At 46.4% G+C, this 22,127-nt stretch carries 22 protein-coding genes and 2 tRNA genes; 6 read left to right on the top strand and 18 right to left on the bottom strand.

What is annotated here, in order from left to right:
• Positions 1–2 precede the first annotated feature (2 nt).
• The 6 genes from QUB77_RS25875 to yqeK all read right to left on the bottom strand — a co-directional run bounded on the left by QUB77_RS25875 (position 3) and on the right by yqeK (position 3,183).
• A tRNA-Met gene (locus tag QUB77_RS25875) sits at positions 3–76 on the bottom strand.
• A gap of 74 nt (positions 77–150) precedes the next feature.
• Positions 151–227, bottom strand: a tRNA-Met gene (locus tag QUB77_RS25870).
• Between the two features lie 116 nt (positions 228–343).
• Complete coding sequence (locus QUB77_RS25865; RefSeq protein WP_333178623.1) at positions 344–1,297, bottom strand: asparaginase; 954 nt, start codon at positions 1,295–1,297, stop codon at positions 344–346.
• A 180-nt stretch (positions 1,298–1,477) separates the two neighbouring features.
• Positions 1,478–1,987: a CGLD27 family protein gene (locus tag QUB77_RS25860; protein WP_333065555.1), complete on the bottom strand. Its 510-nt coding sequence runs from the start codon at positions 1,985–1,987 to the stop codon at positions 1,478–1,480.
• A 2-nt stretch (positions 1,988–1,989) separates the two neighbouring features.
• Positions 1,990–2,409 carry a ribosome silencing factor gene (gene rsfS / locus QUB77_RS25855; RefSeq protein WP_333178626.1) on the bottom strand — a complete coding sequence of 140 codons (420 nt, stop codon included), beginning with the start codon at positions 2,407–2,409 and terminating at the stop codon, positions 1,990–1,992.
• Between the two features lie 138 nt (positions 2,410–2,547).
• A complete protein-coding gene (gene yqeK / locus QUB77_RS25850; RefSeq protein ID WP_333178628.1) occupies positions 2,548–3,183 on the bottom strand; it encodes a bis(5'-nucleosyl)-tetraphosphatase (symmetrical) YqeK in 636 nt (211 codons plus the stop codon).
• Between the two features lie 212 nt (positions 3,184–3,395).
• Between yqeK and QUB77_RS25845 the strand changes: the two genes are divergently transcribed.
• From QUB77_RS25845 to QUB77_RS25825, 5 genes are read left to right on the top strand one after another with little or no spacing between them, the layout of a single operon-like run.
• Positions 3,396–3,671 carry a BrnT family toxin gene (locus tag QUB77_RS25845; RefSeq protein WP_333178629.1) on the top strand — a complete coding sequence of 92 codons (276 nt, stop codon included), beginning with the start codon at positions 3,396–3,398 and terminating at the stop codon, positions 3,669–3,671.
• Positions 3,634–3,909 (top strand): BrnA antitoxin family protein, encoded by a 276-nt coding sequence (locus QUB77_RS25840; RefSeq protein ID WP_333178632.1) that lies wholly within the window; start codon positions 3,634–3,636, stop codon positions 3,907–3,909. The genes QUB77_RS25845 and QUB77_RS25840 overlap by 38 nt, the downstream gene beginning before the upstream one ends.
• On the top strand, positions 3,909–5,240 hold the full coding sequence (locus tag QUB77_RS25835) for a Na+/H+ antiporter NhaC family protein (protein WP_333178635.1): 1,332 nt from the start codon (positions 3,909–3,911) through the stop codon (positions 5,238–5,240). The genes QUB77_RS25840 and QUB77_RS25835 overlap by 1 nt, the downstream gene beginning before the upstream one ends.
• Entirely contained in the window at positions 5,241–6,134 is an 894-nt protein-coding gene (locus tag QUB77_RS25830; RefSeq protein ID WP_333178638.1) for a DMT family transporter, read from the top strand.
• Between the two features lie 4 nt (positions 6,135–6,138).
• On the top strand, positions 6,139–6,501 hold the full coding sequence (locus tag QUB77_RS25825; RefSeq protein WP_333178641.1) for a hypothetical protein: 363 nt from the start codon (positions 6,139–6,141) through the stop codon (positions 6,499–6,501).
• Between the two features lie 8 nt (positions 6,502–6,509).
• On the opposite strand, the gene QUB77_RS25820 is transcribed toward QUB77_RS25825, so the two are convergent.
• The 5 genes from QUB77_RS25820 to QUB77_RS25800 all read right to left on the bottom strand — a co-directional run bounded on the left by QUB77_RS25820 (position 6,510) and on the right by QUB77_RS25800 (position 12,860).
• Positions 6,510–7,778 carry a WcaI family glycosyltransferase gene (locus QUB77_RS25820; protein ID WP_333178643.1) on the bottom strand — a complete coding sequence of 423 codons (1,269 nt, stop codon included), beginning with the start codon at positions 7,776–7,778 and terminating at the stop codon, positions 6,510–6,512.
• Positions 7,779–7,939: 161 nt separating this feature from the next.
• Positions 7,940–8,377 carry an ATP-binding protein gene (locus QUB77_RS25815; protein WP_333178646.1) on the bottom strand — a complete coding sequence of 146 codons (438 nt, stop codon included), beginning with the start codon at positions 8,375–8,377 and terminating at the stop codon, positions 7,940–7,942.
• Between the two features lie 547 nt (positions 8,378–8,924).
• Positions 8,925–9,923 carry a sugar transferase gene (locus QUB77_RS25810; RefSeq protein WP_333178648.1) on the bottom strand — a complete coding sequence of 333 codons (999 nt, stop codon included), beginning with the start codon at positions 9,921–9,923 and terminating at the stop codon, positions 8,925–8,927.
• A 396-nt stretch (positions 9,924–10,319) separates the two neighbouring features.
• Positions 10,320–10,988: a DUF3318 domain-containing protein gene (locus QUB77_RS25805; RefSeq protein ID WP_333056576.1), complete on the bottom strand. Its 669-nt coding sequence runs from the start codon at positions 10,986–10,988 to the stop codon at positions 10,320–10,322.
• Positions 10,989–11,804: 816 nt separating this feature from the next.
• Positions 11,805–12,860 carry a hypothetical protein gene (locus QUB77_RS25800; protein ID WP_333178650.1) on the bottom strand — a complete coding sequence of 352 codons (1,056 nt, stop codon included), beginning with the start codon at positions 12,858–12,860 and terminating at the stop codon, positions 11,805–11,807.
• 16 nt (positions 12,861–12,876) lie between these two features.
• Here QUB77_RS25800 and QUB77_RS25795 point away from each other — a divergent pair, with 16 nt between their 5' ends.
• A complete protein-coding gene (locus tag QUB77_RS25795; RefSeq protein ID WP_333323586.1) occupies positions 12,877–13,005 on the top strand; it encodes a hypothetical protein in 129 nt (42 codons plus the stop codon).
• A 130-nt stretch (positions 13,006–13,135) separates the two neighbouring features.
• Here the strand turns inward: QUB77_RS25795 and QUB77_RS25790 are convergent, their stop codons facing one another.
• The 7 genes from QUB77_RS25790 to QUB77_RS25760 form a co-directional block, all read right to left on the bottom strand.
• Positions 13,136–13,489, bottom strand: coding sequence for a type II toxin-antitoxin system HicB family antitoxin (locus tag QUB77_RS25790; protein ID WP_332955242.1), 354 nt, complete (start codon positions 13,487–13,489; stop codon positions 13,136–13,138).
• A complete protein-coding gene (locus tag QUB77_RS25785; RefSeq protein ID WP_332955243.1) occupies positions 13,473–13,742 on the bottom strand; it encodes a type II toxin-antitoxin system HicA family toxin in 270 nt (89 codons plus the stop codon). Before QUB77_RS25785 ends, QUB77_RS25790 begins: the two co-directional genes overlap by 17 nt.
• 134 nt (positions 13,743–13,876) lie before the next feature.
• Entirely contained in the window at positions 13,877–14,581 is a 705-nt protein-coding gene (locus QUB77_RS25780; RefSeq protein WP_333178652.1) for an AbiU2 domain-containing protein, read from the bottom strand.
• 113 nt (positions 14,582–14,694) lie between these two features.
• Positions 14,695–16,104, bottom strand: coding sequence for a ferredoxin:protochlorophyllide reductase (ATP-dependent) subunit N (locus QUB77_RS25775; protein ID WP_333065577.1), 1,410 nt, complete (start codon positions 16,102–16,104; stop codon positions 14,695–14,697).
• A gap of 482 nt (positions 16,105–16,586) precedes the next feature.
• On the bottom strand, positions 16,587–18,044 hold the full coding sequence (locus QUB77_RS25770; protein ID WP_333178655.1) for a DUF5331 domain-containing protein: 1,458 nt from the start codon (positions 18,042–18,044) through the stop codon (positions 16,587–16,589).
• 34 nt (positions 18,045–18,078) lie between these two features.
• Positions 18,079–18,945 (bottom strand): ferredoxin:protochlorophyllide reductase (ATP-dependent) iron-sulfur ATP-binding protein, encoded by an 867-nt coding sequence (bchL, locus tag QUB77_RS25765; RefSeq protein ID WP_333178657.1) that lies wholly within the window; start codon positions 18,943–18,945, stop codon positions 18,079–18,081.
• A 957-nt stretch (positions 18,946–19,902) separates the two neighbouring features.
• A complete protein-coding gene (locus tag QUB77_RS25760; RefSeq protein WP_333178661.1) occupies positions 19,903–22,065 on the bottom strand; it encodes a CBS domain-containing protein in 2,163 nt (720 codons plus the stop codon).
• Between the last annotated feature and the right edge of the window lie 62 nt (positions 22,066–22,127).

The raw sequence follows: 22,127 nt of genomic DNA, 5'->3' as shown, positions 1-22,127 counted from the left end.
GGTGGCGGGAAGTGGATTTGAACCACTGACCTTCGGGTTATGAGCCCGACGAGCTACCAGGCTGCTCTATCCCGCGTCGCTTTGTCTCTTTCTAGTGGTTTCCAAAAACAAAACCCTGAAACCTTAACGATTACAGGGTTCGCTTGAATTTGGTGGCGGGAAGTGGATTTGAACCACTGACCTTCGGGTTATGAGCCCGACGAGCTACCAGGCTGCTCTATCCCGCGTTGCTTTGTCTCTCTCTAATATAAACATATCTTTCTGAAAATTGCAACCCCTCAATCAAAAAAACTTTTTAGATTGTGGGAGGGGTTGCTGAAATCGCCTCAGAGTCTCGATCGCCCTAAAGCATCGAAACTTCCCCGATTACCTCCAAGCGCTTGAACTCGCTGAGAGTAAGGTAAGTTTCCGAAAGAGTTTCGGCGATGGTCGGAGTAATCCACCCCAACTGCTTGAGCAAGTGAATCGCCACAGCAAATTGAGCCCGCTTTCCCCCATCCGTCACCTTAATTGCCAAGCCCATGCCTTCGCCAACGCGGCCAATGCACTGCACCCCTTCGGCGCCGGACTTGCTCACCAATTCCCCTTGAGTCAAGCGCATCAGTTCCGTATCAAATTTGCCCTCACCAGCAACCATCATCGGGTGATGAGTCATAGCGCGGACAATCCGTTCCATCTCCACATTGTCGCCGGAGGCTAACTTAGCGTACAAAGACGCCATTTGCCCCAACTGCAACAGATAGGTAGGAGCGCCGCAGTCGTCGCGAGCGCTGATAAACTCTTCGGCAGGCATTGCCAGCAAGTCAGCCACTTTGCCCAAAATAAGCTGCTGGACAGGATGTTTGCGGCGCAAATAAGTGTCCAGAGGCCAGTGCAGTTGCTGACAGACAGCCAGCATACCGGCGTGTTTGCCGGAACAGTTGTATTGCAGGGCGCTCTTTTTGCCTTCGGGAATGGGGCATTGAAGTTTAGAGGGGTCAATGTCGCAGCGCCACAGGACGTTAAATACCTGGCGCGATTGCTCGATCGTACCTTGATGGGAACTGCAAATAATCGCTAAATCTCGATCGGTCAATTCGTAGCGTTCTAAAGTGCCAGTCGCCGTCACCGCCAAAGCTTGAAAAGGCTTGAGTGAAGAACGGACAAATGAGGCCGTTTCCGAGTTACCAGCAACGGACAAAACGCGGCCACGGTTGTCGCAGACAGCGGCCTGGGCGCGGTGCCTCGATTCCACAATACCTTCGCGCAGCAATGTGACTTCCAGTTCGGGAGCTTGGGTTCGTTTTCCCCTTGTCATATCAATTTTAGATTTTAGATTTTAGATTTTAGATTGGGGTTCAGGAAGTTAGGAGTTGCGAGCTGCCAGTTAAGAGTTATAAAGTTAATCTTTCTGCGATCGTTTCTCACTCATGCACTCCGTGCGTGTTGTTGGCTGTGCGCGGCAATCTCAAAACTCAAAACTCCCTTCCATTGACGATTACAAACAACTCCAAGTTAGTCCCCCGGCAACCAGCAATACTGTCAAACCATAAAATGTCTGCCGCAGACGCCTGAGAATTGGTTCTAGTTGGTAGTTGACAATCAACTGATCTTGAAGCAAAACTTCTGGAGTTTTAGGCCAAGATTGACAATCGTACCAACCAGACTCTTCGTAGACGACCGTGGGATTTGAAAGGCGCGATCGCACGTAGAACCAACCCAAGTAGAGCCGCAGCAAAGCTAATCCTAGAATAAAACCGGCACCTGCGGCACTGCTGAGGACAAACTGAGCTGGATACTTGACAGGAGCAAAGCTAGAAGCAGCTATCGGCCCCGATACCAAGCAACTCCAAGCCCACACCCAAGCTAGTTTTGCCAGGTATCCGGGCCAATTGAGTGTTACCCAGCTAAAAAACCAGGATTCTTTAAGTTCTTGGTATTCATTGATCGGTCGCTGTTCTTGCGGAACGGGACAAATAGAAGCAGAAACGTTTTTCACATTAGCCATCCTCACGGCGCGGGGGAAAAGTCAATGCGTTCAGCGTGTCCCCAGAACGCTTCTAAATTGTAGAACTCCCGCTCTTGAGGCTTCAAGATGTGAATGATTGCGTCGCCGTAGTCCATGACTACCCAACTAGCGTCTGATAGGCCTTGTGTACGCAGTGGCAAGCGTTGCCACTCTTCTTCCACTTGGTCTGCTATTGCTTGGGAGATGGCTCGTACCTGCACGTTGGAAAATCCGGTGATGATCGCAAAGTAGTCTGCCAAATAGCATACTTCTGCCACTCGGAGCAATACAATATCTACTGCTTTGCGATCCTCGGCTGCTTGGGCAACGGTCACGATCAGGCCACGGGCTTCGTCTGAGGATGTGCCGTCGGTTGCTGTAGACTGGGCCCTGGAGTATTCGAGTTGAGTTAGATCTGACATTAAGTGTTTAATTTCCTAAGTGATAGGGTAAGGGGAAATGGGTGCGCTATTCGCTTTCGGTTGTTGGCAGTTTGAGACGGGAAATAGGAGTTAAGTTGAAGCTAAAAGTAAGGACAGGATTTCTGATAAATTTTACTTTTAACTTGTGATTTGTTCGATCGACTTTTCTGTCGAATTTCCTGTTTCCGGCGATTCGCGGGCCATTTGCAGCGCCCAATTCCGCGTAAGTACGGTGCGGGGGTGGATGTAGCAGCGAGTTTCTAGCAAATATTTAAGAGAATAATCGCTAGTTTGCCACACGGCTGCATAAAGATTTTGCAAGCTTGTCTCGCGCAGTGCTTTTAGTTCGGCTGTGTTGCCGCGGCTCGGCTCTATGGTATCTGCTACAAATACGGTACAACTGAGCTGACTCATGTTTGGTCTGCCGAGGGTGTGATTGGCGATTGCTTCCAAAATTTCTCGATCGACTACCCCGAATTCGTCTCTGGCGACGATCGCGCTCGCGTCTGCGTGCAGCAAATGCGGGTGTGCTTCCAACACTGAGTCTAACTCTAAACCTTCCTTCTGGGCCATTTGCAGCAGCAGGTGAGGTTTGAAGTATTTTGCCAAATCGTGCAACAAACCGGCCGATCGGGCTTTTGCTTCGTCGAGGCCGTAATGGCGTGCCAAGTCACCTGCTGTCTGTTCGACTCCGAGGATGTGTTTGATGCGGGCAGCAGGAACTCTGTCTGACAGCCAAGCTAGAACGTTTTCGCGCGCGGGTGCAAGTGTCAAATATTAACTCCAAAATTGTATGAGCTACTATTTTAGCGTTTTGTTTCGATCGGCTGCTGTGTCGGGCACGCAGGGGTGTGGTGATATCTGAGATGGGGAGGGGTGAAGGGGGCGAAGGGGGCGATCGGCTTTACCTGAACAATCCAAAGATGTGTTAAAGTAAGTGGCTGTAACGACAAATTGTAGTTACAATATCTAGTGACAATCAAGCTATGGAATTTGAGTGGGATGAGACTAAACGTCTTACCAACCTTAGCAAACATGGAATTGACTTTATCGACGTTCCATTAGTTTTTGATGGAGAAATCGTAACAGTTGAGGACGAACGATTCAGTTATGGGGAGCAAAGGTTTGTGACTTTTGGTTTGTTGCAAGGGCGAGTAGTCGCTATTGTTTATACAGAACGAGAGGAATGTACCCGTATTATTTCTGCTAGGAAAGCAACTAAATATGAACAACGAATCTACTTCGAGCAAATCTCAAACTGACTGGCAACGCCTAGATGCCATGACTGATGAAGATATTGACTTATCCGATTGCCCTGAAATTACGCCTGAAATGTTTGCTAAAGCCGTAGTTCGGCGAGGCTTGCCCAACCCTAAGACTAAAGCTCAAGTGACCTTACGCATTGACAGTGATGTTTTGGAGTGGTTTAAATCTCAAGGTCGTGGTTATCAAACCCAGATAAACACCTTACTGAGAGAATACATGAAAGCCCATCAATAATGGATTTGCTATTTTTTGTAATTATCTCATTTATTTTACTTTTAGTCAGTGCCATCAAAGGTTATTTTATAGTTGCTCCACTTCTGGCTTCGATGGTAATTTTGATTGCCATTTTGTTAAAAAGGGGATTTCAACTAAAAAGCTTAATCAAAATGGCTGTTGCTGGAAGTAAAAAGTCTTTTTCAGTAATCGGTATTTTACTTTTAATCGGGGCCGTGATGGCTGTCTGGATGGCTGCAGGGACGGTTCCGGTTCTCGTATATTGGGGAATTAAATTGATTAGCCCTCAGTATTTTATCTTTTCGGCGTTTATCTTAACTAGCATTGTTTCTGTGCTGCTGGGAACTTCCTTTGGCACTGCGAGCACGATCGGCGTCGCATTAACGATCGCGGCACGCGGCAGCGGTGTCAATCCCAATATGATTGCGGGGGCAATTGTGGCTGGAGCTTATTTTGGCGATCGGTGTTCTCCGATGTCTTCTAGCGCTAATTTGATTGCCGCCATTACCAAAACCGAAATTTATACTAATCTCAAAAACATGACCGTGACAGGCTTATTACCGCTGATAGTTTCCAGCCTGTTGTATTTAATTTTATCTTTTTTAAATCCCGTAGAACTTTCGGGCAACAATTTGGCTTTGGAACTAGGCACAGCCTTCAATCTTAACTCGATAACTTTGCTGCCAGCCTTGACAATTTTAATCCTTTGTGTATTGCGTGTTGAAGTCAAAATAGCAATGGCCACCAGTGTAATTGCCGGAAGTGCGATCGCCATCTTCGTCCAAGGTTATTCGCCGATCGACATTCTTCAATTCGCGCTCACCGGATTTAAGTTAGAATCAACTTCTAGTTTAAAAGATATTGTGGCGGGAGGAGGCATTTTGTCGATGGTCAAAGTTTCAACAGTTGTGATTGTATCGACAGCATTTGCCGGCCTTTTTGCGGGAACGAGAACGCTAGAATTTATTGAAGTGTATCTAAACAAAGCTCGATCGAGAGGCGATTTATTTTTGGGAACGACAGTCATCAGCATTTTATCAGCAGCATTTGGCTGCACCCAAACAATCGCCATCCTCCTGACTCATCAGCTAGTTGAAGAGAAATACCGAAAAGAGGGATTAGATGATTATCAACTTGCCGTAGATTTGGAAAATACCGCTGTTGTGATTTCTCCGTTAATTCCTTGGAATATTGCCGGATTAGTGCCTGCAACTGTCTTGAGCGTGAATTCAGATTTTATCCCTTATGCCTTTTATTTGTATCTCATTCCGTTCTTTAACTTGATTGAAATGAAGTTGGCTAAACCATCTCATAAAAATCAACCCTACTAAATGAATAATAGAAGGTCAATCGGTTATTTTTTTGCAGTAGTTGCGACTATTATTTGGGCGGGTAACTTCATCGTTGCTAGAGCTTTGAATCAGGATATTTTGCCGATAGGTCTAGCTTTCTGGCGATGGGCGATTGCTGTGGCGACTTTGGCTCCATTCACCGTGCGGGCGGCAGTTTATGACTGGAAATTGATTAAGAAATATCTCCCTTACTTGACTGTATCCGCGCTGTTAGGCGTGACTGCTTTTAACACTTTGATTTACGTTGCAGGTCACACAACTCTGGCGGTGAATATGGCGTTAATTGCCGCTTCTTCTCCGGTTTTTATTGTACTTATGTCTCGTCTTTTTTACGGCGAACTTATCTCGTTAACGCGCGCCACAGGCATGGCGATCGCAGTCAGCGGTGTTGTATTGTTAATCGCGGGAGGGTCGTTAGAAAAGCTGCTGAGTATTTCGTTTGCGATCGGCGATCTGTATATGCTGTTGGCATCTATAATCTTTGCTGCATATACTATGCTGGTAAAGCGCAAGCCGCCCAAGCTGCGGATGACAACTTTCACTTTATGCACTTTTAGCTTGGGGCTGTTGTTTTTATCGCCATTCTATGCGCTGGAATGTTGGATTTATCATCCTGTGGTATTGAATCCTTCGATCGCCCTGGCGTTGCTTTATGTTGGGGTTCTTTCGTCGGTGGTGGCGTTTCTAGCATGGAATCAGGCGATCGCCCTCATCGGCCCGAACCGCACCGGCTTAATTTATTACCTGATTCCGGTTTTTAGCGGTATTTCTGCGTGGCTGTTTCTAGGTGAAGCGATTTCGCTGGTGCATATTTTTAGTACGTTGGCGATCGTCTCCGGCATTATTATTACTAACCGCACTGAGTCACAATGAAATTATGGGCGATCGACAATGGACGGGATTTGAAGACTTGCGTTACTACAAACTTAATGATCATGATTTAAATGGACATGACATCAGTCACCGCCCCGTCAAGATTTCGACAATTCCGGTTCAATTCCAGCCGATCGCGATTGAGTCCGCAACTGCTCTAATTCTTGTTGGGTGCGATGCCTCTTTTTGTGCTAAATCAGCCGTGGAGGCACGGGTAGGCAGAAACCGCTTTTTTTACCAAAATACTTGGTTGCAGCCCGTAGATTCGCTAAAATACGAGGCGGGAGAGAATAAAACTGCCCCTAGGAGTCCGAGTGCGTCTAGGGCTGACCAAGCAACAGATAATTGTGGGTGTTCAATAACCTAATTATCTGATTACTTTGGCAGCGGTGCCAATATTTTCTCAGCATGACTCGCTGCCACCGCCGCAAATAAAGCTTCATAATGATTCAAAGCTTCCTCAAATCCGTAATTCTCCACAGCATAATTTCTGCCTTGCTCGCCCAACGCATCCACCTTAGCAGGGTGCAAGTACAAATCCTCAACAGCATCAGCCAAAGCTTGCGGATCTTCCGGCGCCACCACAACCCCGCCGCCGCTTTGCTGCACTGCTTTCTGGGCCGTACCAGTTTCGGGAACCGAAGCCAAAATTGCCCGACCGCTGGCGAGAATTACTTGAATTTTTGAAGGCATATTGAAGTTAGTAACGCGGCGCTTTTGTACGACTAAACTAACATCAGCAGCAGCTAACAATTCGGGTAATTTTTCTCGCGGTTCAAATGGCAGCAACATTACATTATTAGCTTTGTAAGTTTCGCAATCTTGTTGCAAGCGCGCGAGTGCTGTTGATTCCCCCACAATTACAAAAGCGATTTCGGTTAGGTGTTTCAAACGAGCCGCTGCTTGGACAACTGTTTGCAATCCTTGAGTGAGGGCAATATTGCCTGCATAGAGAACGACAAATTTTCCCTTGAGTTTGTGAGTTTCTCGAAATGAGTTACTTTCCTTGGGTAAGGGGCGAATAAAATTGACATCAACCCAATTGGGAACGCAAACTATTTTTTCCGGGGGTACTCCCTGAGAGTGCAATTTTTTGATAAAACCGCTGTCGATGACGCTGACTTGGCTAGCTGTGGAGTAGGCCAATTTTTCTAAAGCGTCAGCAATGCGAACTAGCAGTCCGTTTTTTTTGACCAAGCCGACCCGCACGGCTGCTTCTGAGACGATATCCTGAACGTTGAGGACGATCGGGCAAGCGCGCATCCAGCCGTAAAAGGCGACTGGGACGCAAATCGGTAAAGGGGGCATTGTCGAGAAAATCACGTCGGGACGCCAGCCTCTGAAGGCTTGGACGGCGCTGGAGACGACAAAACTGCCGTCTAGCACAAGTCGGTCTAGGAGGCTGGGGTGGGGGCCGTTGACACGCAGATAGCTGCGCTGAATTGTGACGCCGTTGTGTTCTTCGGTGAGGTACAATTTGCCCTCATATTGCGGATAAATCCGGCGCTGCGGATAGTTGGGCATTCCTGTGACGACTCGGACTTGGTGGCCGCGCTTGACTAGGCCTTGCGCTAGTTCTGTCATCAGGGGGGCAATGCCGATCGGCTCTGGATAATAGTTATAGGAATAAATTAGAATACGCATAATATTTATTTTGAAGCAAATTGTCCTGCAGCCGCGTGCATCGAGCCTGCACCCGCAGAATTGCAGAGGATGTGGTTGGGTGCCGGGTAGGACAATAGGGGGCGAGGCGATCTTCCACTCTTGGGGAAAGAAGCCGCCCTTACCGGGCGGGTATCGCCCCCTCAGCTAATGTTTTTTCGCATTACCAGGCAGTTGCGGCGATCGTCGGTACGGATATAGCGAAGATCGTCTGTAAGCTTGTACATGAACACCAGTCCCCTTTCTCCTTCTCTGTCCAAGGGATCGCGCTGCTCTTGCATGATCGAGTGCAGCTTTGCTTCTAAGTTGAAGGGTTGACCCCTGTCCCAAATCCTAATTTCTAAGTAATCGGCAAACACTTTTACCTCAATGTCTATGGGCGTCGTGGGGGGCAAGTTCTGGTGAGCGTGGCGGACAGCGTTTGTAAAGCCTTCGTTGATTATCAGCCGGCACTGCCACCAGAAATCCGCTGGTATCATGGGCAAAACGATATTCTCCAACCATTCCAAAATGGATGTTAAAGCATTCAGGTCTGTTTCAACCTGCAGGTGCCACTCGGCCTTTGGTTGCTTGTCTTTCATCTTTCTTCCCCCTGGTCGGCCCCCACCACCGCTGTACTCAGCGCCGGAGGGAGAGAAAAAGGAGGGCAAGGTCTTGGCAACATATTAGTTAAGTCAAGCTTGAGTTGAAGAAGCCCGTTTTGCCTCAAGGTGAGCATTCCTTTCGCACCATTTACTCGCACAGCAAATGAGAGACTTCCGATACTGTAACCCGCCTCGGTAGGGCGTTTAAATAGGGAAAATTCCCGAGTCAGCTTGCGAGGAAGTGATTTAAGCTTCGACCGTGTTAGCAGTCGCTACTTTTCTAAACACAGGTGAGTTCTTCTCCTCCTCAAAAATCATGCTGGGATCATTCGAGTATGACCTCGATCTCGCCAATTGCTAATTATTAATGCTCTGATTGCAGAGCTGGCAACTAGCTGTGCATTTTCTGGGCGTGTGAATTTTAACACTTAATGCTAGCGTAGATATCGCTAGCGATCGTCTGCTTGACTAAGTATCGAGTTCGACTTCCCGCCCCCCGTCGGCAACAGCACCTCAAAGTTCAGCGGTGGGTTGTTGAGGGTTCCTACACAGCGCCACTATTTTTGTTAAACAGGACTGTTACAGTTTTGACAATTAGTTTGAGGTCATACACCAGGCTCCAGTTTTGTTGGTATTTTAAATCTAAACGGATGACATCTTCAAAATCGCGGACTTGAGAGCGACCGTTGACTTGCCATTCGCCTGTCATCCCGGGTTTGACATCCAAACGCTGCCACTGAGGGACTTCGTAACGCTCAACTTCGTCTGGGGTAGGCGGTCTAGTGCCCACTAGACTCATTTCGCCTTTGAGCACGTTCCAAAACTGCGGCAGTTCGTCGAGGCTGGTTTTGCGTAAGATGCGCCCGACTTTGGTAATCCGCGGGTCGTTGTCATTTTTGAAAAATGCGCCAGAAGCCTGGTTTTTGATTTGGGCTTTCATGGCTTCGGCGTTAGTACACATCGATCGAAATTTCCAAATCCGAAATTCTTTGCCCATCCAGCCACACCGGGTTTGACCGAAAAATATCGGGCCTGGATCGTTGATAGTGATGGCTGCGGCTATGGGTACGAGCAAAATTCCTGTAATTATCAAACCGACGATTGCCCCAACGATATCTATCATCCGCTTCACCCACGATTGCACTGAGGGGTGCGTCATCGGTAGCTGATTGTCCGAGGGGTTGGTTTCTGTGGGAGTTGAGGTTGCAGAGGGCTGCTCGATCGTCAGCACTTGATCTAGGCTGGTGAGAGCAAATACTGCCATCACCTGCGGCTTGAGGCTTCGGAGCACCAAGTCGCTGCCACGCTGTTTGGCAAATTTCAGATTGCTGACTAAAGCACCTATCCCGCTACTGTCGATGAATGTCGTCTGACTGAAGTCTAGGACAATCTTGCTGGGAACGGTGCTGCCCGAAAAAAGTTGCTGGCAGGTTGTCTTGAAGTTTACGGCTTCAAGTACGCTCAAGCGCACGGGTATGTGAACTGAGGGAATCTCGTCCGAGTACGTTACCCGAAAATCTGCCTCTGGGGTTTGACTGACCATGAAGTCCTGGTTTCAAATTTCAAGCTTATGTCTTTAGCCTATTCTGTCCTAGCAGCTCCACCTTTACCAAATATTATGGTTAACAAAAGGCTAGCTTTATACAAACTTTACAAAAACGCCTGCAAACTCCCCCGCCGAAAGTGATATCAAAGGCAAAAATAGACTTGAGTCTAGCAGTGCCAGTTTTGGCCCAAAGATTTTTGAACGCAGTCGCTGCCAAACTTGGACATCGGAATCAACATTTTTGTGGATTCAGGCCGATTAATCTGGTCGTTAATCATTTTGGTGCTTGTCTTGCACCAGATAGCCATCGCAGTTAACAGTTAACAGCTAACACAGAAGTCTACAGTTAACCGTTAACTGGAAAACCCCCGTAACAAGCGTCGGGGGATGAGGTTAAGAATTGTAGACGTTTTCTGACTGGGATGTTTCGCGGGTGATGGGTTTGACTTTGGCTTTGGCTTTGGCTGCGTTGCGTTTGAGGGCCTGGAGACGAGCTTCGTATTTAGCCCGCTGCTGTTTTTTCGAGGTTTGCTCGATTAAGGTTTTTAAGGCGCTGCCGAGACTTTTGTAGGCGTTTGGGAGAGTGTAGCCGAAGCGGGTGGCTAGGGCGAGGGCTTTTTCGTCGGCGTCTATTGCTTCTTTTAAACTTTTCTCTCCGTTGTTTTTTTGGTAAAGTCTCCAGCCGGAGACGCCGCACAGGGATAGGGCCAGTAACAGCAGCAAGCCGTCTTGCACCCAAAGTTCGCCGACGGCGCCGCCTAAACCAATGGCGAGGGCTGCCATTTCCCAACCGTCTCTGGGGATGGTGTCGTTTTGGATTCTGGCGACTTCGTGCCAAAATAGGAGGTTCCGCTGATCCATTGCTAGCTGTTCCCAGCGGATCAGGTCTATTTGGATTTCTACCTGGTCTTTGCCTATTTCTTCGCTGCGGATCAGAGTAGGATTAACTTCTATTGTTTTTTCTACTGTTACCCAACTTTGGAGTTCTGGGGGCAGTATGTTTTTCAAGCGCCGGATCTCACTCATCTCGGCTCTTGCTGTAGAGGTTGCATAGGATGTCATAGCTCCGGCCTATTGATTTTCCAAAGGTTAATATGTGTCTATTTCTGGAGTATAGCAAACCTTGAATCCAAATATAGTCTAGCAACGGGGGTCGATCGACCAATACTTGCAATTTTACTTGATTTTAGTCTCAGGGGGCGATCGCAACTGCCTGCTCGATCATTTCCGTTGGAGTATTTGAGCGGCGGACTGACAATCATCTAAGCCATAAAGCACCAGTTATCCTACTGCTATTTCTGGCTTCGGCTTTGATAATCCTTTTTGGCAAAAACAGCGTTTTTTCTGAATAACTTATTACTGTTTTCTAGATTTTTATACCTTGGCTTTATGCCCGGTTAATTAACAGCTTTCAATATTCGATAGTAACTTGACTATGATTTAAATATTACATCATAATTCTACCTCAAATCTCTTTCTAGTTCTGATATATTTAAGCTGCTGATTGAGATAGGAAGTCGAGGGGTTGTGGAGAGCTGTTTAGCCGTGATATTTTAACTTTAATTCCGACATTACCGGCTAAGTCTTTTCTGTGAGTTTGGGCAATAAAACTTGTTGAAATTTCTCATCTTTTTATATTTATCGATAACCTAATCATTGTGAGCTGAGTTAAATAGCTTGCGCTTTAGGCCGTTTTATGATATTTTTATATGCGATTAAATCTTGCCAATCTTCTAGTTGTTCCTCTATCTTATCTTTTTTTTACGTTGCTGATTAACGGTATGAACCAACTTTTTTCGGAAGTTACCAAACTCACCAAACTTGGCTTATGGCAATTCCGCTCTTTTCAACTCATACCTGTATTAAGCAACGCCAAATTTAAAGTGACTTGAGAAGACCACTTTCTAACTGATAAATTGCTGCCATTATTCCGCTTTCAGGATTTGTGAGCAGGGACTTTTTGACATCTTTCAAGTATTCTACAATGTGTGCCCGCAAAATCGGTCTTTCTACTTTGACTGTGTGATTGTAATCCCACAAATCCCAGATGATAATCCCGATTCCGACAATCGGGTCGATTAAACTTACTCCCAATTGACTAGCCACTGTACCGCCTGTTTTTGTGGCTACCTTAGCGGCGGCTTTGCTGGCAACTTTTGCGGTAACTTTGCTGCCAACTTTAGCTGCTACTCCCAAAATTAAGGGTTTAGCAACTAAGTAGCCGCTGCCGCCAACTAAGACTTTTAACGATAAATTAGAGACGTTTCCTTTGTCGCTAATTGTGGTAGCAATATCGTTCAGATATTTGTCCCACTGTACTTGGGGTATATTATAATTGTTTTGAACAACTTTCACATTCTTGCTAACTTCTGATATGTACAAATTAGCAGTATCTTGAGTGATTAATTGAAATCGCAATTGAGCATTTTTGGGAACCAGCACGCGGTTAGCAAATTCTCTTTGAAAGTCTTCGGTTAATTTTTCGGAAACAGCACGAGATGCTGCTGTCATATCAAATCTGTTGAGGACGGCAGATTTCACGAAATTAAAAGGTACGGTAAACTCCATCTTTTTTTGATTGAAGTAATCAAAGTACCAATCGAGAAAACTGTTGTCAACTCTTGCGATTACTTCGGCTTCCCATTTGTCCAATTCTTTGGAGGCGAAAGTTTCGGCTGTTATATGGGATTGTTGGATAGCGTTTTTAATGTCTTGGTTGACTTTGCTAAAATCGTGTGGCGGCGAGACTACAACTGCTGTGGTTCCCGTATTTGTTAGTGACTGGGAAATTAGAAAGTTACCTAATAGGGGAATGATGACTACTAAAATTACGATCGTCCAAATCATCGGTGTGACAGTTTTGATAAACTGACCGATAACTCTGAGACGTTCTGTTTTCTCTGAATAGCTAGTTTCTTCCTTGTCTTGACTCATGGCGGTTTCTCAACTGATGAGAGTTGGGCTAGTTTCGATTATAGGCGATCGTACCTGCGATCGTGCTACAGATGTCTGGGCTGGAATTCTGGAAAAGTTGGGAAAAATTGCACGTGAGGAAAGCTACCCAAAGAAAATTGATTGAAAAGTACGATCGCACTCTTCATCCGCGTTAATCTGCGTTAATCTGCCTGCATCAGCGGTTCCTAAAAAAACAAAAGAGCGATCGCCCTTGAAGCGTGCCTCAAACTTGATAATCCTTATCTGATTATCTTTTAGCCTGCTTTACTTAACACAAGCAGAATGTACTGGTCAAGACTAACTCCTTCCCTTTCTGCTTTTTCTGCTAAACTCAAATGTAGAGATTTAGGAATCTGTAAAGATAGACTTCCACTATACTCAACCTCCGTTGCAGGTAAAGGAATCTCATCCCCGCACTCATAAGCAGTCTCTATCCACAATTCCCTAGCTTCCTGAATATTCTCCATCGCTTCGGACAAAGTTTCACCCTGAGACATACAGCCAGGAAGGTCTTTTATTATAGCTGTATAACCTTCAGGTTCGGGATAAAAATTGATAGGATATTTCAGGCTCAAGTAATAATCTAGGGATTTAAGCTTGACTTTCATCTTCTGATTCATCGCTCCATTCCTCTAACTTCAATAATGCCACAATTTGCCTGACGTAGACTCCTTTTACCTTCTGACCGCCCTTTTTAGGGACTGTAATCTTTAATCCATCGGCATTTCGGAAAGAATGGTGACTTCCTTTCGATCGCTTTTCTTCAAACCCAAAAGCAGTTAGGATATAGCACACATCGTCAAACCGCACTTCAGACGGGTTTGATAAAAATTGTTCGATCAGTTTTCCTAACTTACTCATCTTAACCAAATTTTCCGACTATCTATCACAGCTTTCCAGGACTTACGCAGTGATAACGATTTTTTGTCATTCTCAGCGATAGCAAAGAATCTCAAGGTCTGATACTACCGTTACAATGCGTAAGTCCTGTTTCATTAGGGGGTTGTACTTATATCTAATAAGTTATTGTAATCCTCTTGAATCTCTAGGGAAGGAATTTCAATATTTAAAAGAGACATATAACGATGACATATTGCTCTCGCCTCATCGATCAGTTTTTGCAACTCATCTTGTTTAAGCCTAGTCATCTCTTCAGGCAATGGCAAGAAGGGCGCGTTTTCATCTTCCTCATTTTTTAATATATTCCTGTTTTTTTCCCTAACACCTAAAGCTTTTTTATATTTAAAAAGTTCTGCCTTGTCATAGTGAGCTATTGCTTTGTCTCTCTGATTAAAAAGTATTTTTTTCAATCCATCTAGATTCTGAGCGTAATCTTTGTCATCCGCTTTTTTATTTTTGAATTTAATTTTGTCTTTCTGTAATTGTTTTATGTCTAACTCACCTATTTCCTGGGAGGTTTTTTTCCATGATTTATAATTACTATCAACAATTTTTAAAATTTTGGGAACGCTTTCAGCATCATCATGTGAGTCATATACTTGACACAAATATAATACACACAGGTCGCGAAATCCCAAGGCAGTCATCGTCCAGAAATGACGTGCTTTAGCGTATTTTTCTGGTGTACTACCCAAACCATACAATAAATCATAAGCTACCGACAAATAGTATTGAGCATCGGATAGCCTATCATTAATAGAGTGAACCATCTCACCAAATTCTTCTTGTTCAACTGTCATTTTGATAGCCTTTTATTGATGAAATTATAAAGTAGGGTAGGCATTACCTACCCCACTTATATAATTATAGCGGTTTTTACAGCAGTGAAAACCGGAAGTAGATGAGCTAGAGATTAAACCTTCGCTTCTTTCTTCACCAAATCACCCCAACCCAAATCCTTCAGGGAATTATTCCGGCGCAGCGGACGAGTCACCAACTCCAAAATATCCCGCGCATTACCAAAGCCGTGAATCTGAGCAAAAGTAAACTCAACAGACCACTTAGTATTAATTCCCCGCGCTTCCAAAGGATTAGCGTGAGCCATACCAGTAATCACCAAATCAATATTCTGCTCGTAAATCCGCTGCAACTGATTGTAATTGTCTGGTTTCTCCACAATCCGAGGAGTAGGAACTCCCATCTCGTGACAAGTTTTTTCTAACAAAGCCAACTCGGCCGCTTGATAGCGCTTGTCCATGTAAGGAATGCCGATTTCCGGGCAAGTCATGCCGCAGCGAATCAAGAAACGTGCTAAAGAAATCTCCAGCAAATTGTCGCCCATAAAGAAGACAGATTTGCCACGAATTATTTGCAGGTAATCTTCTAAACCAGCCCAAATTTGCGCTTCCCGTTCGTCCAAACCTTTTGGTTCAATTCCCAACACTGAGCAAATCTTTTCAATCCAAGCGCGAGTTCCGTCAGGGCCGATCGGGAATGGCGCACCAATTAGCTTACACTTGCGGCGGCGCATCAACGTAGAAGCTGTGCGCGACAAGAACGGATTCATACCCGATACATAATAACCTTCTTCCAAGACTGGCAATTCAGTGTAGCGCTTGGAAGGAAGCCAACCGGAAACTTTGATTCCTTGCTTCTTCAATTCTAGAGTTAGCTGAGTAACAACCGGATCGGGCAAAGAACCGAAAAGTACCAGCGGCGTGTGCTTGACATATTCCGATTCATCTGCTGCAACTTCCTCTTTTTTCTTGCCAAAATTCAGCAATTGAGAGATAGCATTTCTTTCTTGTTTCTGAGCTTCTACAACAGGAGCTTTGTCAGGGCATTTAGCAGCCATCGCTGCCAAAACGGTATCTTCCCCTTGAGTAAAAGCGTAATCCAAGCCGTTAGCGCGCGCTGTGACGATGGGAATGCCAATTTCTGCTTCGAGTTTCGGCGCTAACCCTTCCAAGTCCATTTTGATGATTTCGGTGGTGCAAGTGCCGATCCAGACAATTACACTGGGGTTACGATCGCGCTTAATTTGCAAGCACAGCCGCTTCAACTCATCATAATCGTTTAACTGAGCCGAAATATCGCCCTCTTCCAACTCAGCCATCGCATAGCGAGGCTCAGCAAAAATCATCACGCCCATTGCGTTTTGCAAGAAATAGCCGCAAGTCTTGGTACCGATTACCAAGAAAAAGCTATCTTCAATTTTTTGATAAAGCCAAGCTACGCAGCTAATTGGACAAAAGGTGTGATAATTGCCTGTTTCGCATTCAAAGTTTAAAGCTTCCGGTTCATTAGTAGTAATAGCAGTCATATTTCAAATCTTCTCCCTTTAAATTGTTTTTAGTCTGAAACAGGACAGGCTCGCTAAGCGAGGAAATACCTGTTTTTTGCGATCGCCTCGTTGCTCTCGCGGACGATAGAAATAGGTTTTTTTCCCTCTCGAACGCCAACAGGCACAGGAGCGAAAAAAAATCTGTCTGTTTTTTGCGATCGCGCTTTCGCAGCGAACAATAAATAGAAATACCTGATTTTCGGCTAATTCCTCTGAAAAATAGATGCAACCCACTCAATATTTCCGCAGCCGCAGCATCCAAAATTTGAGCTAAAAAATTCTGCGCGAGGGCTTATAATCCCTCACAGCAGGGATTTAGTTTTCTTCAACTCGCTCGCGGCAAAAAGCCTTTTGGCAGTTGTGAGTTTGAGCTAATTAAAAATTAACAACTCACAACTCACAACTCACAAATAGAGCGGGAAACTTCAAGAATAGGAGAGACTGGGGCGATCGCAACAACCTCACTTAAAATCAGATAAAAAGCCGGAAATTTCTTCATCCTCATCGTCGGAATCCAAATCACCGAGACCTAGAGCATCTAAATCATCTTCATCGGGATCTCCGGTAGTTGCTTCCCCCAGATCGTCGAGTCCGAGATCATCGAGGTCATCATCATCAGATACAGAGAAATCGTCAATACCGTCATCGTCCAAGTCGCCCAGATCCATGTCTAGGTCATCTGAGGTCGCTGTCCCAAAAGGATCGGGTATTTCTTCGGCGACAAACTCTGCATCTTCTTCCCCAAACGGATCGGATATTCCCGATTCGAGATCCCCAGAGGTCAAAGTCCCAAATTGTGAGGCTTCTTCTTCGTCATCGTCAAGGTCGAGACCGTCCAAAGCCGAGGCTTCTTCTTCGTCATCATCGCCGAGGTCGAGACCGCCCAAAGCCGAGGCTTCTTCTTCCTCGTCATCATCGCCGAGGTCGAGACCGCCCAAAGCTAAGGCTTCTTCTTCCTCGTCATCACCCATATCAAAGTCAGATACGGCGTCTTCCTCGTCATCACCCATATCAAAGTCAGATACGGCGTCTTCCTCATCGTCGCCCATATCAAAGTCAGATACGGCGTCTTCCTCATCGTCTTCGAGACCGAGACCGTCCAAAGCCGAGGCTTCTTCCTCGTCATCGTCCATGTCGAAGTCGGAGACCGCTTCTTCCTCGTCATCGTCCATGTCGAAGTCGGAGACTGCTTCTTCCTCGTCATCGTCCATGTCGAAGTCGGAGACTGCTTCTTCCTCGTCATCGCCCAGGTCGAAGTCGGAGACTGCTTCTTCCTCAAACTCATCGAAGGATTCGTCATCGGAGTTGAGTGCTGACGCAGCAGCAGCCAGACCGGCGGCTCCGGCGACTCCGGCGGCTACTCCGGCTGCTGTTAAGGCCGCACCGCCCAATTTATTAGATTTGGCATCTGCGGGTGCAGCAGTTGCAGTTTGAGCTGCTGCGGGTGCAGCAGTTGCAGTTTGAGCTGCTGCGGGTGCAGCAGTTGCAGTTTGAGCTGCTGCGGGTGCAGCAGTTGCAGTTTGAGCCGCTGCGGGTGCAGCAGTTGCAGTTTGAGCCGCTGCGGGTGCAGCAGTTGCAGTTTGAGCTGATGCGGGTGTTGGAGATGTGCCGGCCGTCTGCGGCGCGATATTTGAGGGCATACCCAGCGCGATGTCCGGGTCAAAATTTAGCCCCAACACTTCGATCAGGCTGTCTGCATCCGGCTTGAGTTTTGAGAAGGGCAGCATTAATTGCTGGAGTTCCGGCTCCAGGGCAGCCGCAATTCCCAGGATGAGGTAAGAAACAGGCCTTTTCCCGCCGTCGGGTGTGGCGACCGTGTTGTCAGCCGTCATGTGCAGGAGCAGCCAAGCCCGATTTACCTGGTAGTAGTCCAACCACTTCTGTTTGAGAGCAACTGAAAAAGTATCAAAAAAAGCCATAACCTCTTTATCCTCATCCTGATCGCTAGACCTATTAAACCATCATCAGGTCTAGCTCATCTTCCTCCTTCTTGACCACCGGTTGCACTGGATTTAGATAAAAATCTGAAAGTAAGGCGAATAAATCGCGATCGGGCGTGTCGTTGGGCACTACTCCTTCGGGCATTGCCAAAATCTGGTCAGCGATGTTGAGGTAGTAATCGCAGACGTAGTTGAGGGAAGGATCGCTTTCGGCCATCTCAAACAATGTTTTGCCTTTGACGCGAGAAACGCGGATGTCTTCAATCAGGGGCAGCACTTCCAGCACCGGCATCGGTACAGAGTCTATGTACTTGTCGATCAAGTCGCGCTTTGAGGTGCGGTTGCCAATTAAACCGGCGAGCCGCAACGGGTGAGTGCGGGCTTTTTCGCGGACTGAGGCGGCGATGCGGTTGGCGGCAAATAAAGCGTCGAACCCGTTGTCGGTAACAATCATGCAGTAATCGGCGTAGTTCAAGGGGGCTGCAAAACCGCCGCACACTACGTCACCGAGCACGTCGAACAGGATGATGTCGTATTCGTCGAAGGCATTGAGTTCTTTGAGGAGTTTGACGGTTTCACCGACTACATAGCCGCCGCAACCAGCTCCTGCGGGGGGGCCACCTGCTTCTACGCAGTCAACGCCGCCGTAGCCTTTGTATATGACATCTTCGGGCCAAACGTCTTCGTAGTGATAGTCCTTTTGCTGAAGGGTGTCAATAATTGTGGGGATCAAGAAGCCAGTGAGGGTAAATGTGCTGTCGTGCTTTGGATCGCAACCGATTTGCAAAACTTTCTTGCCGCGCTTGGCTAGGGCAACGGAGATGTTGCAGCTTGTTGTCGATTTGCCAATTCCACCTTTTCCGTAAACTGCGAGTTTCACTCTTTGTTCTCCTATAGGTTTCTATCAAAACGATGAGGGCTGGGGTTTCATGCTTTTTTTCGATCGCCCAACTCCAATAGCCCAATTGCAATAGCCCAATTGCAATTCCCTTACTTTCAGTCGATTTGAGATTTCAGATTTGAGATGAAATAATGGACTCCACAGATGAATCTGGGGCTTCTCTCTAACTAAAATTTTCGATCTCGACGACTTTTGTTTGGGGCTTGTATCCGTCTTTGGGTTAGGCCAATTTTGGACTCGGCCCTTAGTCACCTCGTTGAAAGCATTATTAGCTAACTTGCGATGAAAAGAAAGGGGGCCTCTAAATGAAAATGCTAGTAAATTAGTTTATTTTGCATCTTGGGAAATCTTAACTGGTTTTTTGATATAAAAATCTATTTTTATATTTTTTTTAGCTTTTAAATATATTTTAGAATACTTTCTTAATATAAAGAGGTACAAAAATAAAACAAAAATTAACTTCTCAAACAATCTGGGCTTTTGGCTTTGGGGCTAGGATGCAGGCAGTTGAGGGCTTGTGCGGGTAACTGAAACGGTCATCAAGGCGCTAGTGGATGAGGCAAACTCGAAGTGAGTTCGGATCGGTTGGGTCAGGCGAGGGCAAAGTTATAGGATTTTAGATTTTAGATTTTAGATTTTAGATTGGGAAAGATTGACTTTTCTTGGATTTCTGGTGTTTTGTAAAAAATTGTGAATTTTTAGGAAATGGTGGGGAGTTCGAGAGTGGGGGAGTGAGTCGGGGAGAGGGAGAGTGGATGGGTAGAGTGGGGGAGTGGGAGAATATGATGTCTTGCCCATGACTACTGATAGCAGTTGAAAAAAAGAATCCAACTGTAGGCCCGTGTTCCCAACCACGAGCTTCCTCAGTCATTTCCAATTCTTCAATTCTTCAATCGAAAATCTAAAATCGAAAATCTAAAATCGTATGACTGCTGACTAATGACAACTGACAATCGGAATCTCGATCGCAAACTCAGTGCCCCGTCCCGGTTCCGAAACGCAGTTGAGCCGTCCCCCGTGCTGTTCGACAATTAAATGGTAAGAAATCGACAGTCCCAACCCAGTGCCCTTGCCAACTGGCTTGGTAGTAAAAAACGGGTCAAATAATTGGCGGCGAATCTCCTCCGGTATGCCCCGCCCGTTGTCGGAAATGCGGATCGCCACAAAATCGCCACCAACAACTTCTGTGCGAATTGTAATTGTGGGAACAGTCAATGGAGAACTAGGATTTGACGGGGGTGAATTTTGCCCATCTCTCGTCGCCCATTCCCCTTGCTGGATTTCTTCATCCAAAGCATCAATAGCATTGCCGATAATATTCATGAACACCTGATTGATCTGACCGGCACAGCACTCGATTTGGGGCAAATTCCCGTATTCTTTAATAATATGAATAGGTGGATGTCCCCCGTGAGCTTTGAGCCGGTGCTGCAAAATCAACAAAGTGGTTTCGAGTCCCTCGTGAATGTCAACGAGCTTGATGTTAGATTGATCGGAACGCGAAAAATTACGCATCGACACAACTATTTGGCGGATGCGCTCGGTTCCCACTTGCATAGAAGACACTAGCTTAGATAAGTCTTCTACCAAAAAATCGACTTCCATCTCTGCTGCTGCTTCCCGAATTTCCGAGACTGGTTCGGGATAGTGCTGCTGGTAAAGTTCCAGCAGTTGGATCAATTCTTTGATGTAGTGGCTGGCGTGGGAAAGGTTGCCGTAGATAAAATTAACAGGATTGTTAATTTCGTGAGCGATACCGGCAATCATTTGTCCCAAAGAAGACATTTTTTCGGTTTGCACTAATTGAGTTTGAGTTAGCTGCAACTTTCGCACAGTTTGCTCTAATTGCTGCGCTTGATTTTTCAAGCAAGTTTGCTTTCGGCGCAGCACTTCTTCGACTCGCTGGCGCTTGATAATATCGCGTCTCAACAATTCATTTGATTCTAAAAGTTGAGCGGTGCGTTCTTCAACTTGTTTTTTTAAGTCGTCGTGAGCTTGGCGCAGGGCTTCTTGGGCCCGCTGCCGCTCTAAAATTTCTTGCTGCAAAAGTTCGTTGGCTTTCTGCAATTGGGTGGCTCGATCGTCCACTGCTTGTTGCAAAAGCTCGATCGTCCCGTACATTTCAGATTGGTTAAAAACTTGTGGCAAACTTGTCTGAGACACAACGCCCAAAAGTTCTCCCTGGCTGCCAACTACGACCAAACGGCGGACGCAGTATCTCTGCATGGACTGGTGAGCACTCCAGAGGGAATCGGCGGGAGATATGCAAAATAAAGGCGCACTCATGGCCCTTGCTGCTGGGATTTCCGAGAGGTTTAATTCGAGGGCGTGAAACTGCACGATGTCGCGCTCGGTGACAATGCCGATCGGAATTTGATAATTTTGTGTTGGTGCGATCGCCCGATCGGGATGCTGAGTTGGCTCTTTGACAATGACGACGCAACTAACTCGATGCTTGACCATTAGCTGGGCTAAATCGAGGGCTGAGGCAGTTGTTGAAGCCCAAATGACTTCTTTGGTCATGACATCTGCTGCACAGCGCAAATTGGTTAGCAAGTTAATCGGTTGCAGGGCTTCGTGAATGGCTTCGCGGGTGATGATGCCGAGAAGTTGCGAGTCGTCATCGACTACGGGCAAATGCCGGATGGAGTGCTGGCGCAACGTGAACATCGCTGTGAAAATATCTTGAGACTCGGATTGTTTGAGGGTAATGGGCGATCGAGTCATTACGTCAGCAATTGTCAGTCCGACTGTACAAGCTGCGACGGTAGTTAGCTTGACGATATCCCGTTCTGTAAAAATGCCGATCGGTCGATTATCTTCGACGACTAAGACGCAACTGCGCTTGGCTGCGCTAGCAACAGCGTTTTGTTTTTCGCCACAAAGCTGACAGGAGACACGCATGGGGTTCATGAGAGCCAACACTTGGGCGATCGGGGTTTCTGGAGGCACGGTGAGGGGGTGGCGGTCGATCGCCCGATCTAAAGGTGACGAGTAGAGCGGCCGGCTGTTAGGCCGTGCGACTGGTTCTGATGATTTAATTACGGGCAACTGCGGGGCTGAATCTCGGAAATGTTGTAATTTTTCTTCTTGTAGCATGATTATTAATTTTACTTAATGAGTTGTTACAATTTTGGAGACTTGGGTTGGCAGACTTAGCA

Source organism: Microcoleus sp. AT9b-C3 (assembly GCF_036705485.1).
Taxonomy (GTDB): Bacteria; Cyanobacteriota; Cyanobacteriia; order Cyanobacteriales; family Microcoleaceae; genus Microcoleus.
The sequence above is the reverse complement of the archived record's forward strand: the minus strand, read 5'-3'. Positions and strand labels throughout refer to the sequence as shown.